General features: G+C 43.0%; 14 protein-coding genes. 13 read left to right on the top strand and 1 reads right to left on the bottom strand.

What is annotated here, in order from left to right:
• The first annotated feature begins 10 nt into the window (after positions 1–10).
• The 13 genes from trpS (at position 11) to thrH (ending at position 13,702) form a co-directional block, all read left to right on the top strand.
• Entirely contained in the window at positions 11–1,099 is a 1,089-nt protein-coding gene (trpS, locus tag DXB73_RS11795; protein ID WP_118507299.1) for a tryptophan--tRNA ligase, read from the top strand.
• Positions 1,100–1,189: 90 nt separating this feature from the next.
• Positions 1,190–1,963: a PocR ligand-binding domain-containing protein gene (locus tag DXB73_RS15090; RefSeq protein ID WP_118691267.1), complete on the top strand. Its 774-nt coding sequence runs from the start codon at positions 1,190–1,192 to the stop codon at positions 1,961–1,963.
• Positions 1,964–2,456: 493 nt separating this feature from the next.
• Positions 2,457–4,214, top strand: a complete 1,758-nt coding sequence (gene aspS, locus DXB73_RS11780) for an aspartate--tRNA ligase (RefSeq protein ID WP_118507301.1) — start codon at positions 2,457–2,459, stop codon at positions 4,212–4,214.
• Positions 4,215–4,809: 595 nt separating this feature from the next.
• Positions 4,810–5,499: a TraX family protein gene (locus tag DXB73_RS11770; RefSeq protein WP_118691264.1), complete on the top strand. Its 690-nt coding sequence runs from the start codon at positions 4,810–4,812 to the stop codon at positions 5,497–5,499.
• On the top strand, positions 5,500–6,807 hold the full coding sequence (gene fliB, locus DXB73_RS11765; RefSeq protein WP_118691263.1) for a flagellin lysine-N-methylase: 1,308 nt from the start codon (positions 5,500–5,502) through the stop codon (positions 6,805–6,807). It abuts the gene before it with no gap.
• 13 nt (positions 6,808–6,820) lie between these two features.
• Positions 6,821–8,356: an amino acid adenylation domain-containing protein gene (locus DXB73_RS11760; protein ID WP_182448327.1), complete on the top strand. Its 1,536-nt coding sequence runs from the start codon at positions 6,821–6,823 to the stop codon at positions 8,354–8,356.
• A 30-nt stretch (positions 8,357–8,386) separates the two neighbouring features.
• Entirely contained in the window at positions 8,387–8,632 is a 246-nt protein-coding gene (locus tag DXB73_RS11755; RefSeq protein ID WP_022025823.1) for a phosphopantetheine-binding protein, read from the top strand.
• 25 nt (positions 8,633–8,657) lie between these two features.
• Positions 8,658–10,259, top strand: a complete 1,602-nt coding sequence (locus DXB73_RS11750; protein WP_243104110.1) for an MBOAT family O-acyltransferase — start codon at positions 8,658–8,660, stop codon at positions 10,257–10,259.
• Between the two features lie 40 nt (positions 10,260–10,299).
• A complete protein-coding gene (locus tag DXB73_RS11745; RefSeq protein WP_118691260.1) occupies positions 10,300–10,578 on the top strand; it encodes a hypothetical protein in 279 nt (92 codons plus the stop codon).
• A 66-nt stretch (positions 10,579–10,644) separates the two neighbouring features.
• On the top strand, positions 10,645–11,646 hold the full coding sequence (locus DXB73_RS11740) for an SGNH/GDSL hydrolase family protein (protein ID WP_118691259.1): 1,002 nt from the start codon (positions 10,645–10,647) through the stop codon (positions 11,644–11,646).
• 67 nt (positions 11,647–11,713) lie between these two features.
• Entirely contained in the window at positions 11,714–12,205 is a 492-nt protein-coding gene (locus DXB73_RS11735) for a hypothetical protein (protein ID WP_118691258.1), read from the top strand.
• 91 nt (positions 12,206–12,296) lie between these two features.
• Positions 12,297–13,022: an amino acid racemase gene (locus DXB73_RS11730; protein ID WP_118691257.1), complete on the top strand. Its 726-nt coding sequence runs from the start codon at positions 12,297–12,299 to the stop codon at positions 13,020–13,022.
• An 80-nt stretch (positions 13,023–13,102) separates the two neighbouring features.
• The gene (gene thrH, locus DXB73_RS11725) at positions 13,103–13,702 is read left to right on the top strand and encodes a bifunctional phosphoserine phosphatase/homoserine phosphotransferase ThrH (protein ID WP_022025818.1); all 600 of its coding nucleotides are present in this window, start codon (positions 13,103–13,105) and stop codon (positions 13,700–13,702) included.
• A gap of 176 nt (positions 13,703–13,878) precedes the next feature.
• Here thrH and epsC read toward each other — a convergent pair whose 3' ends face one another.
• Positions 13,879–14,799 carry a serine O-acetyltransferase EpsC gene (epsC, locus tag DXB73_RS11720; RefSeq protein WP_118691256.1) on the bottom strand — a complete coding sequence of 307 codons (921 nt, stop codon included), beginning with the start codon at positions 14,797–14,799 and terminating at the stop codon, positions 13,879–13,881.
• Positions 14,800–14,973 lie beyond the last annotated feature (174 nt).

The raw sequence follows: 14,973 nt of genomic DNA, 5'->3' as shown, positions 1-14,973 counted from the left end.
ATGAAACATTATGGCAAAGATAATTTTAACCGGAGATCGCCCGACAGGACGTTTACATGTAGGACATTATGTTGGCTCATTGCGCCGGCGCGTGGAGTTACAAAATTCCGGTGAATACGATAAAATATTTATTATGATCGCAGATGCACAGGCACTTACGGATAACTTTGAGAATCCGGAGAAGGTGCGCCAGAATATTATAGAAGTGGCATTGGATTATTTGTCTTGCGGGCTTGATCCAACGAAATCGACATTGTTTATCCAGTCGCAGATTTCAGAATTATGTGAGCTTACTTTTTATTACATGGATCTGGTTACGGTGTCTCGATTGCAGCGCAATCCTACAGTAAAATCAGAGATTAAGATGCGTGACTTTGAGACGAGCATTCCGGTGGGATTCTTCACGTATCCAATTAGTCAGGCAGCTGATATTACCGCTTTTAAGGCAACGACAGTGCCGGTTGGAGAGGACCAGCTCCCAATGATAGAACAGACAAGGGAAATCGTTCGTAAGTTCAATGGTATTTATGATGAAGTTTTGGTAGAACCTGAGGTGCTGTTGCCGGACAATGCGGCTTGTATGCGTCTGCCGGGCATAGATGGCAAGCAAAAGATGAGTAAATCATTAGGTAACTGTATTTATTTGTCGGATACGGAAGAAGATGTACGTGCTAAGATTATGGAAATGTACACGGATCCGCTTCACATTAAGGTGTCTGATCCGGGACATATAGAGGGTAATACGGTGTTTACGTATCTGGATGCGTTTAGCAGACCGGAGCATTTTGAAGAATACATGCCGGATTATGCAAATCTGGATGAATTAAAAGAACATTACCGGAAAGGCGGACTTGGCGATGTCAAGATCAAACGTTTCTTAAATAACGTTATGCAGGAGGAGTTGTCTCCGATCCGTGCACGAAGAGCTGAGTTTGAGAAAGATATTCCGGAAGTTTACAACATCCTTAAGAAGGGAAGTGATGTTGCAAGAGAAACGGCAGCTCAGACATTATCTGAGGTCAAAAGAGCGATGAAGATCGATTATTTTGAGGATCAGGATCTGATCCGCACACAGAGCGAACGTTATGCACAAAAATAGCGGTTGCTTTGGATTTACAATTTTACAGATATATGCTACAATATACACTATAATATATGTTACAGTATAGAGTACGGGAGGCGTATGACAATGAGGATTCAAGATTTTTGCGATATGGTTAAATTCGAAGAAATTATGAACAATTGGGCGAAGAGTACAGGTTTGGCGACAGTAGCAGTTGGCGCCGATGGAAAGTATATTAGCGAATGTTATAATTTCACGGAATTTTGTATTGATCTGACAAGAGGCAGCGAAGAAGGACTTCGTCGTTGTGAGAAGTGTGACCGTGAAGGTGAGGGTGTCTATGAGTGCCATGCCGGTCTGATGGATTTCGGCATCCCTATCACGTTGAATGACGGCACCGTTCTTGGAAGTGTGATCGGAGGTCAGATATTACCGGAGAATCCGGATGATGACAAGTTCCGCAGTGTTGCCAGAGAGCTTGGTATTAATGAAGATGCTTATATTGAGGCTTTGCATAAAGTTGGTGTTAAGTCCAAAGAGCAGATCAAAGCGTCTGCACAGTTGCTGGGGGACGTGATCAACATGTATGTACGTGCCTGCTATCAAGAGTATCAGAATAATCAGATGCTGGAACGCTTGAAAGTTGGCATTGCGAAGGCGGCTGAAGAGATCAGTGAGGCGAATGAGAGTACATCAAAGATTGTTGGATTCAGCAAGAAGCAGAATATGCTCGCATTGAATGCATCCATTGAATCAGCTCGTGCCGGTGAGAGCGGACGTGGTTTCGCTGTGGTAGCTTCTGAGGTTCAGAAGCTGGCAGAGGGAATGGCAAGCGTGAGCAAGGAGATTACGTTCAAGCTTGCGCAGTTGACAGAGACTGTCAATGAGTTAAATGATTAATTTTTTGCATAAAATTCCGGTTTTTGCGGAATTTTCATAATATGGCTATGACGAAGAGAAGTAGCAGGAGAATCGCTTGCAGAGAGTGGGGGATGGTGTGAACCCCATAGAAGGAATCCTAGTGAATAACACTTTATCAGCCGCAATCTGAACGTGAGACATTCATTAGTAGGTGCGCCGCAGCTGTGCGACAAACAGAAAGGTTATTATGACCGTAGAGAGACTGTAGAACAGTAATTCGGGTGGTACCGCGGACAATACGTTCGTCCTGAACAAGTGTGTTTGGGGCGGACTTTTTTTTGCTTTATAGGAAACTTCTCGTTTCCTATAAAGTAAAAAACGCTCCGCGAGGATGCGCATCTCGCGGAGAAGAAGTTAGCTGTAAACAGCACCGCTCGAGCGCGAAAGAGTCGCAAGCGACTCTTTGTTCTTTTACGAATAAGAACCCCTCAGTTCTTATTTAAAAGTACATTTCATCTTGAAGGAGGATATTATGAGGACTAATACGAACAATATTTACCGCGACAAAATAATGAGCGACATAACGGAACAGGATGTTGGAAGCAATCTGAAAATTGCAGGTTGGGTAGAAAACATTCGTGATCACGGTGGTGTATCTTTTATTGATCTGCGTGATATGTATGGTGTAATGCAGGTTGTTATGCGCGATACTTCTTTGTTGGACGGTATCAACAAAGAGGATTGCATCAGTGTAGAGGGCGAGATTGAACATCGTGACGAGGAGACGTACAACCCGAAGATCCCGACCGGAACGATTGAATTAGAGGCACATCATGTAGACATTCTTGGCAAGGTGTATCGTCAACTTCCGTTTGAAATCGCAACTTCGAAAGAGACGAGAGAGGATGTTCGTTTGAAATATCGTTATTTGGATCTTAGAAATATCAAAGTGCGCGATAATATGATCTTCCGTTCCAAAGTCATCAGTTATCTCCGCGAGAAGATGACGGAAATGGGATTTTTGGAGATCCAGACACCAATCTTGTGTGCATCTTCTCCAGAAGGCGCTCGTGATTATATCGTGCCTTCTCGTAAGTTTAAGGGTAAATTCTATGCGTTGCCGCAGGCACCGCAGCAGTATAAGCAGTTGTTAATGGTATCGGGATTTGATAAATATTTCCAGATTGCACCATGTTTCCGTGATGAGGACGCAAGAGCAGACCGTTCACCCGGAGAGTTTTATCAGCTTGATTTTGAAATGAGTTTTGCAACACAGGAAGATGTATTCCGCGTTGGTGAGGAAGTGTTGAGTGCTACTTTTGAAAAATTTGCACCGGAGGGAGCAGAAGTGACTCAGGCACCATATCCGATCATAAGCTATAAGCAGGCGATGCTGGAGTTTGGTACCGACAAGCCGGATCTGCGTAACCCGCTCCGCATTGTGGATGTCACTGACTTCTTCCAGAGATGTACGTTTAAGCCGTTCCACGGTAAGACAGTTCGTGCCATCAATGTACATGCGAAGTTGTCTAAGGGACAACATGAGAAACTTTTGAAATTTGCGCAGTCTATCGGTATGGGCGGCCTTGGTTATTTGGAAGTGAAAGAAGATATGACCTATAAGGGACCGATCGATAAGTTTATTCCGGATGATATGAAGACAGAGATCGCTGAGATCGCAGGACTTCAGGCAGGGGATACGATCTTCTTTATTGCGGACAGAGAAGAGCTGGCAGCGTTATATGCAGGACAGATTCGTACAGAACTTGGAAACCGCCTGGATCTGTTGGAGAAAAATGCATATCGTTTCTGCTATGTTAATGACTTCCCAATGTATGAGTACGACAGAGAGCTGAAGCAGTATATTTTTACGCATAACCCATTCTCTATGCCACAGGGCGGTTTAGAAGCGTTGGAGACAAAAGATCCATCAGAGATTTTGGCATATCAGTATGATATTGTATGTAACGGAATCGAGTTATCTTCCGGTGCAGTGCGTAATCACGATATGAAGATCATGGTAAAAGCGTTCGAGATCGCAGGTTATACGGAAGAGGATCTCAAGGAGAAGTTTGGCGCATTGTATAATGCTTTCCAGTTTGGTGCACCGCCACATGCAGGAATGGCACCGGGTGTTGACCGCATGATCATGCTTCTTCGCAATGAGGAGAATATTCGTGAGATCATTCCGTTCCCAATGAATGGTAACGCACAGGATCTTATGTGTGGTGCTCCCGGAGAGGTGACCGAACAGCAGCTCCGAGAGGTCCATATTAAGGTTAGACAGTAATATTTATAACTCAAACTTCCTATACCGGAAGTTATTGCCTGAACCACATATTGCTTATTATGTCGGCAATAAACAAAAAATTTTGCAACCAACAAACTAAATTGTTCTGTCATCCGAGAACTAAGATAATTGCCGCAGAACGCAACGTTTTTCGTTGATTTCTTATTTTGTTAAGTCTCTGATGAATACATGCCCGAAGGATTGTTTGAGATGTCCCGGTTTAGCAAGGCATCATCCATTTTTGGACGGGACGCTTTCGCTACGATGCGCTACGTTACGTTACTTAATGTCTCTGAAATACGAGACATAAGTAACGACGAGCGCAAAGTCCCTTTCAAAAATGATGAATACCTTGCTTCCGGGACTTCGAGTTTCCGAAGGGCATGTAAATCAATCATCAGAGACAACAAAATCTAGAAATCACCAAAAACGAAAATGCGGGAAGGCAATTACTATAGTTCTTGGATGGCAGAAATCGCTCTTTGGTGGCTGCAAAATGCAATATAGTCATTGACATAATAAGCAATATGTGGTCGTGGCGAATTTGCGGTATGGGAAGTATGAGTTTATGAGTTAAAGGAAAGGGAAGGATTGAATGAACACGGGCAACCATCGTGGATGGGATGGAAATACTTTGAAGTGGATCGCCTTATTGTCGATGCTTATCGATCATATCGGAGTGATTTATTTATCGTATGGCAGCCATGCACTGTTGTCAGTGTATTCGCTTAGCCGCTATATAGGGCGGCTTTCATTTCCTTTATTTTGTTTTTTGTTGGTGGAAGGATTTTATCATACAGGTAATTTGCGCAAGTACGTTCAAAGAATGCTTGGATTTGCCTTTTTGGCGGAGATACCATATGATTTGGCAATTTATGGAAAGATTGTTAAGCTGGATGGACAGAACGTATTATTTACGTTTGTAATCGGATTGTTGGTCATGTGGATGCTCACCAAAGTAGAACTTTGGAGCATTCCGATGTACGGAATCGTATTATTCGGCTGCGCTGCAGCATATTTGCTGCGGGTGGATTACTCGTGGTATGGCATTTTGCTGATTGTAGTATTCTATGTCTTTCATGACCAAAAAACAAAAAGGAATCTGGCAGCTGCAGTGCTGCTTTTTTGGCAGCCGGCTTCGCTGGTAGCACTTTTGTGTATACAGTGGTATAATGGCGAACGAGGCAGAGGAAATCGCACAGTTTTTTACTGGTTTTATCCGGTGCATTTGTTGATTTTATATGTATTACAGTATATATTGATGCCTGCAAGAATGGGGTTCTGATTGGAAAAACCTGCAGAGCAGAAGAAAGGTATGGCTATTGCGATGAAATATTATTATCCTGATTATTTTGATGATTTTGAATGTGTTCCGGGACATGAGTGCCCGGATAGCTGCTGTATTCGCTGGCAGATCGTTGTGGATCCGGATACATTAAAGAAGTATCGGCATGTACAAGGACCGTTAGGAAAACGTATGGCAGAAAAGATTGATTTTTCAACAGGACGTATTTGTCCGCATGGAGAGGATAATCGTTGTGAATTTTTAAATGAGGACAATTTATGTGACATTGTATTAGAACTCGGCGAAAATGCGCTATGTGAGACATGCCATACACATCCGCGCCACGAGGAAGTATATCCAAATGTGCGGGAACGCTCGTTAGCCATGACGTGTCCGATCGCATGCAAACAACTGCTGGAGCGTAAAGAGCCGGTAAACATTGATTGTTATGAAGTGCATGCCCGCAAAGAGTGGGATCCGTTTTTTGACCATAAACTGTTTGCAGAATTGGTGCCGACCAGAGACACATTATTATCAATAGCACAAGATCGTAAATTCAGCATGAACCAGCGAATGGTAATGATACTTGGAATGGCACACGATGTGGAGAGTCGGATCCATCATCGTGCCGAACGTAAGCACACTTCTTTTCCATTGAAAAATCTTCCTTTTTTTCCGAATTTTACAGATCGGGAGAAACATCAACTGCGCAAGATCCGTAAAGCATATTGTGAGGATACTGCCTATGAAAAGATAGAAAAAAGGCTTGATGAGATTATTTATGATGAAAAATATTTTAGACAGGAAAATGAGGAGCCGGTGTCAACGATCATGACAGATATGCTTTTTGCGTTGAGTACGATGGAAGCACTGAATCCTGAATGGCCGCCGCTTTTACAGAGTATATTAAATATCAGGGAAGAAATGTCTCGAGAAGAGTCCAGAGGCCGTATGGCAGAATATACGGAGCAGGAAGATGAGATCGAGTTAGAGCAGATGCTGGTTTATTTCCTATATGTGTACTGCTGCACCAGTGCATACGATGAACAACTGCTTGCTAAATGCAAAATGGCTGTAGTGAATGTTCTGATCATTCGTGAGCTTTGGTTTATGCGCTGGATGGAAAATGATGATATGCTTACGATCGATGAAAAAGCAGAGCTGGCGCACTGGTATGTTCGCGAGATTGAAAATTCGGATGAAAATATGGAACAATGGGACAGTTTGATGCAGCGCAGTCCGCGTTTCGCGATCAAAAAGATCTTAAAAGTGTTAAGACGTGGAGATATATTAAAGCAAACACACTAACAGGGGGATACATATGCAGACAAATGTGCTGGAGTACTTGGAAAATACAGTGGATAGAGTACCGGATAAGATTGCTTTTGCAGATGAAGAAAGTGCATTATCTTTTATACAGGTGTCCGAACAGGCCAAAAGTATTGGAACTGAGCTAAGCAGACAGGGGGCATATCGTGAGCCGGTTGTCGTATATATGAAAAAATGTCCGCAGACGATCGCCGCTTTTTTCGGAGTGATCTACGCGGGATGTTACTATGTGCCGATCGACGAAGAGATGCCGCGAAGACGTATGCAATTGATCTTGGAAAATACAGATGCAAATTATTTGATCTATGATGAGAGTACGAAGGATAAGATTGCTGCGCTTGGCTTTGAAGGAACGGCTTTGCCATACAAAACCTGCAGTAAGACTGAGATGGATGAAGAAGTGTTGACTAAGATCCGGGAGGGTGCACTGGATATTGATCCGATCTATGTGTTATTTACCTCCGGATCAACAGGTGTCCCGAAAGGTGTTGTGGGGTATCATCGTGGTGTGATCGATTACATTGAAAGCTTATCTGAGGTATTAGGTTTTAACGAAAGTACCGTTTTTGGAAATCAGACGCCGCTGTATTTGGATGCGTGTATGAAAGAAATATATCCAACCTTGAAATATGGAGCAACTACTTGGCTTATTCCTAAGAGTTGTTTTATGTTCCCGGTCAAGTTGGTGGAGTTTCTGAATGACCATGAGATCAATACGATATGCTGGGTTGTTTCGGCATTGACAATGATCTCGGCATTTGGTACATTCGATACAGTGACACCTAAGCATTTACATACCATTGCGTTTGGCAGTGAAGTGTTCCCGGTCAAACAGTTTAATTTATGGAAAATGACAATTCCGGATGCAGAGTTTTTTAATTTATATGGACCGACAGAAGCGACCGGTATGAGCTGTTATTATCATGCAGCACATGTATTTGAGGAGAAAGAAGTGATCCCTATCGGGCGTCCGTTCAAAAATACACAGATTTTGTTGCTGAATGAGCAGGGCGAACCGGTGAAAGATGGTGAGACAGGGGAGATTTGTATTCACGGAACTTGCCTCACACATGGTTATTACAACAATCCGGAAAAAACAGCGGAAGTCTTTACACAGAATCCGTTAAATCCATATTTTCCGGACCGCATTTATCATACCGGGGATTTAGGAAGGAAGAATGAAGCAGGAGATTTGATCTTTGTATCGCGCAAAGATTATCAGATCAAACACATGGGGCACCGAATAGAACTTGGCGAGATCGAGTCAGATGTTGATCTGATAGAGGGGATCAAGACCTGTTGCTGTATTTTTATACAGGAGACAAAGAAAATCGTTCTCTTTTATGTGGGAGATATTGACAAGAGAGCGTTGACAGTGGAACTCAAGGAACGGCTGCCACGTTATATGATCCCAAATGCGATCGTGAGGTTGGAGACATTACCGCTTACGCCGAACGGCAAAATGGATCGTTTGAAGATGCAGGAAATTTATGCGGCTCAGAAACGAAGATCTGTGAAACGCAGTTAAAACTATAATAATAAGATGGAGGACAATGAAATGGATGTAGAGGAGATCAGAGAAGGAGTTTTAGCAATCTTAAAGGAACTTCATGAGGATATTGATTTTGAAGCAGAAGATAAAATGGTAGAAGACAAAATACTGGATTCTTTTGATCTTGTCACGTTGGTGACAGAGCTTGGAGAAGAATTTGATGTTGATATTACAGCGAAAGATTTTATTGCTGAAAATTTCAATTCCGTTGACAGCCTTGCCGATATGATTGCTCGCCTGTTAGAAGAATAAGCTGTGGTGGGAGGAAAGTAGCGTTTTGTTTATTTCATACGAGTTTATCCTGTTTTTGCTGGTATTGTTTGCGGTATATTATGTCATTCCTAAGCGGTTTCAGTGGATCCTATTATTGATCGCAAACTTTTTGTTTTATTATTCTGCGGGAGCATTTTATCCGTTATTTATTCTGGCAACGTCAGTGACGGTATGGTTTGCCGGTGTTTGTATTGATCGACAGGAAGGACAGTGGCAGTCATACCAGGCTGAAATTAAAGCAGGAAAGATAGAGAAACCGTCCAGAGACGAGAAGAAGGCGGTCAAGGCAAAGATCGGTGGCAAGAAAAAACGCATCATGCTTGTATGTCTGCTCTTTAATTTAGGCATACTTGCTGTATTGAAGTACACCAATTTTGTGATCGACAATGTAAATACCGTTTTGGATGCAGCCGGCAGAACAGAGTTGCCTTATGCGGATCTGATCCTGCCGTTAGGAATCTCTTTTTATACGTTTCAGGCAGTTGCATATCTGCTGGATGTATATTGGGGCAAATGCAGCGCACAGAAAAATCTGCCGCGTTTTATACTGTTTGTGTCTTTTTTTCCACAGTTGATCCAAGGACCGATCAGTCGTTATGGGGATCTGTCACAGACACTTTATGCAAAACATTCCTTTGATGGCAAGCAGGTTCGCTTTAGCTTAGAACGTATTTTGTGGGGATATTTTAAGAAACTGGTGATCGCAGATCGCTTAAGTGGTGCGATCAGCATGCTGATGGGAGATCCGGAATATTATACCGGGGCTTATGTGCTTATCGGGATGTTATTTTATGCAGCACAGTTGTATGCGGACTTTACGGGTGGTATTGATATTACGATCGGTATTGCACAATTTTTTGGCATACATGTGGAAGAGAACTTTATCCGTCCCTTCTTTTCAAAGAATATTGCGGAATATTGGCGCAGATGGCATATCACGATGGGAACGTGGTTCCGTGATTATGTTTTTTATCCGATGAGTATCAGCAAACCGCTCAAAAAGCTGACCTCGACGACCAAAAAACATTTTGGCATGGCAGGTGCAAGACGCGTTGCAGTATATATTTCGACAATGGTTACCTGGTTTGCGACCGGTATTTGGCACGGTGCAGCGTGGCATTTTGTTGCTTGGGGACTGGTAAATGGTGTGATCATTCTGATCTCTGAAGAATGCACGCCATTATACAATAAATTTCACCACAGATTTCCGAAATTAGGAAACAGTTGGGGATATCGTGCGTTTCAGGTGATCCGGACCTTTTTGATGATGTGCTGTATTCGCCTGTTTGATACTTACGCCAGTGTGCGCGGGGCGATTCGGCAGTTTATACATATGTTTACGCAGTTCGATCTATCGAAAGTTACCGGTAAGGAATTGCTTGATCTGGGATTATCGGTGCAGGATTACTGCATTGTAGCATTTGGCGTGGTCGCAATGTTTACGGTCAGTATGTGTGGCAGAAATGGAAGCGTGCGTGAAAAGATTTCACAAAAACCTTATGTCATTCGATATGGTTTGTTTGTCCTCTTATTCTTTGCAGTACTTTTGCTGGGAAGTTATGGCGTAGGATTTGAGGCACAGCAGTTTATTTACAATCAATTTTAACTTCAAGGGAGAAACGGTATTCCTTAAGCAGGTCTGACCGTTGGAAGAACAATTGTGTCTGCGTTTTAATGTGTGCGGACCCGGAAAGGAATGGCAGATTAGAGTGAAACGAGGAAAGAAAATAGCAGTCGGGATACTTTCCGCTGCAGTCGTTGTCTTGCTATTTGCAGTATTGCAGCGTCTGGTGCAGCCAAAATATGCCGATGATATTTTGGAGGGGAATTTTACGGCGGAATACTATCAGGAGACGACAAAGCATGATGTACTCATGATAGGTGACTGTGAAGTCTATGAGAATTTCGATCCGATCTATTTGTGAAAAGATTACGGGATTACCAGTTATATTCGCGGCAATGCACAGCAGCTCACATGGCAGTCTTATTATATGTTAGAGGATACTCTGAAATATGAAAAGCCAAAACTGGTTGTTTATAATGTGCAGGCATTGACACATGGAGAGCCGCAGAAAGAAGAGTATAACCGTATGACGTTAGATGGCATGAAATGGTCTAAAACGAAATGGAATGCGATCAATGCTTCTATGTGTAAAGGGGAGAATATGTTGGATTATATCTTTCCGATCTTGCGTTATCATTCCAGGATCACATCATTATCGCGTAGTGATCTTACGTATTTTGCGAGTGCCAGAAAGGTAACGCACAACGGTTATTATATGCGTATCGACGTACTTCCGGCAAGTGAGTCGGATGTCGCAGATCCAACGTGGCTGCTTGGAAAACAGAACTCCACGATAAACGGTGCCGGAGAGGACATGAGTGGTGCAGATACAGCTGGTGAAGAGGAAGACGGCAGTGCGGAGGATGATGTTTATGATCCGTGGGATGATATTCCGGAGGATGATGCCGAGGAGACGGATAGTTCGGATCCATGGGATGCCGTTGATGAGCAGGAAGCCGGAACAACTGAGAAAGAAGATGATTCGGCTGACGGCGGCGTAGTCTTTGGTAAATATCCAATGCAATATTTGGATAAGATGACAGCACTTTGCAAAAGGAATAATATACAACTGGTCCTTATCAAGGCACCGAGTTTGGCACCACAGTGGTATGATTCGGAGGATGCACAGGTTGTAGAATATGCGAAGAAGAATAAACTGCCATATATTAACTTTTATGAATTGCTGAAAGAAACCGGCATAGATTATGAGACAGATACTTACGATGGTGGTCTGCATATGAATTTAAGTGGTGCAGAAAAGTTATCCAAATATCTTGGAAATGTTTTGGTCAAGGATTATGGGATCAAAGATCATCGAGGTGACAAAACATTGGCAAAGGTGTATGATGAAAGGTGTCGTATTCACGACAATATGATTCGTGCACAGCAAAAGGAACTTGACCGTTATGGCGAGATCCGCAGCTATTAATGTAACAAAAGGAACTTAACGGATATGGTAAGATCCATAGTTATTGGGAATGGAAAGGAAGATGAATATGAAAAAAAGTATTGTGAGTAAATTGGCAGTAGTATGTCTAACGGCAGTGGTTGCTATAGGAGGCGTGTCGATGCCAGCCAGTGCAAAATCTAAGGGATATGTTTTTAAGTACAAAGGGGTATCCGTTACGATGAACGGTGCAGCCAAAAAGCTGATCAAAAAGGCCGGCAAACCATCTAAAAAAACAGTGAAGAAGAGTTGTGCTTATAAGGGAAAAGATCGTACATATACCTATAAGGATTTTCAGCTCAAAACATATTCGAAAACCAACAATGGTGCAGAATATGTCAGTGAGATCCGTTTTCGCAGCAATAAGGCAGTGACAAAAGAAGGGATCCGCATTGGCAGTTCTCTGAAAGCTGTCACCAAAAAGTACGGAAAAGCAAAGGCAAGATTCGGCGTGTATACGTTCAAAAAGGGAAGCAGCAAGCTGCAGATCATGTTGAATGGAAATAAAGTGAGTGCAATTCGTTATTTTGCCTCGAAATAATATGAAAAAGCATATAGTACAGTTTTTTCATATGGCAAATTTGTGCCTGTGGCCCAAAGTTTGCGGGATTAGAAAGGCATGAGTGATTGGTATGAAGAAAATAGGGATCATTGGGGGCCTCGGTCCGATGGCGACGGTATATTATTTGGAGTTGCTTACACGAATGGTTGACACAATGGTTGATCAGGGGCATCCCCGTATATTGTTGCAAAGTATTTCAGACAGTCCGGATCGTACGGCATATATAACAGGCAAGAGCACGCAAAGTCCGCTTCCATTGCTGGTAGAGACAGCCCGCAGTTTGCAGAATGCCGGAGCAGATTTTTTGACGATTCCCTGTGTGACGGCACATTATTTTTACGAACAGTTGACACAGGCAGTAGACATTCCCATTGTCAATCTCGTGGAGGAGACGGCGGAGCAGCTCGCAGTTCGTGGTGCACGCAAGGTAGGGATCTTAGCAACGACCGGAGTTCATCAGAGCGGAGTTTTGGCACAGGCGATCCGTGATCGGGGAATCGAGGTCTTATTGCCGGATCCAGACAGCAGAGAGCGACTGATGTACATTATTTATAAGCAGATCAAAGCCGGAAGACCTGCGGACTTGTCGGAATTTGAACAGATTGCGGAAAATATGTTGGCCAGCGGAGCAGACTGTCTTGTACTAGGATGCACGGAACTGCCGTTATTAAAGCGGGAGCCGGAGCTTGCACAGCATGTACGTACTAAGGAATTATTGGAAAACGATTGTCTTGATGTACTTGAAGTATTAGCGAAGCATGCTATCATCAACGCAGGGGCGAAGCTTAAGAAGTAAAAAATAGAAAAACAATACTTGCGGATGAGGACATCATATACTAAAATTATTGTAATGACAGAAAATACAGGAGGAAGATCATGGAAATTGTATGTTTAGATTTAGAGGGTGTGTTGGTACCGGAGATTTGGATCGCATTTAGTGAGGCAACCGGTATTCCGGAGTTAAAAAGAACGACCAGAGATGAGCCGGATTATGATAAGCTGATGAATTATCGATTAGATATTCTTCGTGAGCATGGACTTGGTCTGAAAGAAATTCAGGAGACGATCGCGGGCATTGATCCGCTGCCGGGTGCGAAAGAGTTCTTGGACGAGCTTCGCAGCCTGACACAGGTTATTATTATCAGTGATACGTTTTCACAGTTTGCAGGACCACTTATGAAGAAACTGGGTTATCCGACCATTTTCTGTAATGAACTCATTGTTGCAGAGGACGGAGAGATTACAGGATTTAAGATGCGTTGTGAGCAGTCTAAGTTGACAACAGTGAAAGCATTGCAATCTATCGGATATGACACGATTGCGAGCGGTGACAGTCATAATGATCTTGGCATGATCCTGGCAAGTAAGGCGGGATTTTTGTTCAAGAGTACGGATGCGATAAAGAAAGAGTATCCACAACTTCCGGCATATGAGACGTATGAGGAATTGATGGCAGCGATCAAAGAAGTTATCTAAAAAGGTCTATATAGCTTTGCACGAAAGAGCGGAGAGTTTCGTGATGCAGCGTGATAATATTAATGATGAAAAGAAAGAGATCGGTTCTGACGTGAAAATCAGAGCCGATCTCTTTGGATTAATAGACGTGTTACTGTTTTGTAGTGTGAAAACAGTAATACGCCGCCTTTATTATTTTAGTCAAATAAGTCTCCCGGTTTCTTTTCTCTTTTCTCGGTGAAGGTGAGTTCCGGACTGCTGACGCTGACGCGCGTGCCCGGTGCAACAGAAGAAGTGATAAATGCATTACCACCGATCACAGAGCCTTTGCCGATCACAGTTTCGCCACCAAGAATAGAAGCACTGGAGTAGATCGTTACATTATCCTCAATCGTTGGGTGACGTTTTACATCGCGAAGAAGCTGTCCGCTGCGTGTCGATAAAGCACCGAGTGTTACACCCTGATAGATCTTGACATGATCGCCAATCTCTGTTGTTTCGCCGATAACAATACCGGTACCATGGTCAATAAAGAAGTATTCACCGATCACTGCACCCGGGTTGATATCAATACCGGTATGACCGTGCGCATACTCAGACATGATACGCGGAATGAAAGGAACTTTCAGGCGATACAGCTCATGCGCCATACGATATACAAAAATAGCAAACAGTCCCGGATAACAGAAGATGATCTCCTCCTTGGTCTTGGCGGCCGGATCGCCATCAAAAGCTGCTTGAACATCCTTTAACAAAAGCTGTTGGATATGTGCGAAAGAAGAAAAGAACTGTTCACAGATTTCCTCGGTACGTTCATTGATCTCTGTAAGATTTGCCTGTGACTTTGCTTCTCGGATCAGTGCAAAGCGGATCTGCTCAGACAACGTGTCATAGATCCGGATAATGTTGTGTCCTAAAAAGTATTCCGGAATCGTCCGTTCTAAATGTTCCTTGTCAAAATAGCCCGGAAACATGATCTGGCGCAGCCCCATGATAATGTGTATAACTGCATCTCGATTTGGGAGCTGATGCCCGCTTTCTATTGTAAATAAATCTTCCTGTTCGTAGTTATCGGCAATATCACCGATGATTTTTGATAATTTTTCTTCGGATAACATGTGAACCCTCCTTATTATCATCGTAGTTCCATTTTGCAAAACCTATGATAGCATATAATACAGGCTGTAGTCCAGTATATCGAATAATAAGTTTTTACACGAACTTCCCATACCTCAAATTCCCCACAACCACATATTGCTTATTATGTCACAAAACTAATAGCTATTTTGCAG

Origin of the sequence: Clostridium sp. OM05-6BH (assembly GCF_003481635.1) — a bacterium.
Taxonomy (GTDB): Bacteria; Bacillota; Clostridia; order Lachnospirales; family Lachnospiraceae; genus Butyribacter.
The sequence above is the reverse complement of the archived record's forward strand: the minus strand, read 5'-3'. Positions and strand labels throughout refer to the sequence as shown.